The sequence below is a fragment of the Streptococcus mitis genome (assembly GCF_022137125.1).
Classification (GTDB): Bacteria; Bacillota; Bacilli; order Lactobacillales; family Streptococcaceae; genus Streptococcus; species Streptococcus mitis_CE.
Genome location: NZ_JAKNEQ010000023.1, coordinates 1 through 286, shown reverse-complemented (window position 1 = coordinate 286; position 286 = coordinate 1). Strand labels below are relative to the sequence as shown.

At 53.1% G+C, this 286-nt stretch carries 2 tRNA genes; both read left to right on the top strand.

Annotated elements, in window-relative coordinates:
- Window positions 1-59: 59 nt before the first annotated feature.
- A tRNA-Met gene (locus L0P31_RS09290) sits at window positions 60-133 on the top strand.
- A gap of 13 nt (window positions 134-146) precedes the next feature.
- Window positions 147-220 (top strand) — tRNA-Ile (locus tag L0P31_RS09285).
- Window positions 221-286: the final 66 nt, after the last annotated feature.

The window sequence follows — 286 nt, the reverse complement described above, 5'->3', positions numbered from 1 at the left end:
TAGAGTACTTGGTTTGGGACCAAGGTGTCGCAGGTTCGAATCCTGTCTTCCCGATATATGGCGGTGTAGCTCAGCTGGCTAGAGCGTCCGGTTCATACCCGGGAGGTCGGGGGTTCGATCCCCTTCGCCGCTATAATGATCTTGTTGGACCTTTAGCTCAGCTGGTTAGAGCTCTCGGCTCATAACCGAGTGGTCGTAGGTTCAAGTCCTACAAGGTCCATTTGAATAGTATGGAGGATTACCCAAGTCCGGCTGAAGGGAACGGTCTTGAAAACCGTCAGGCGTG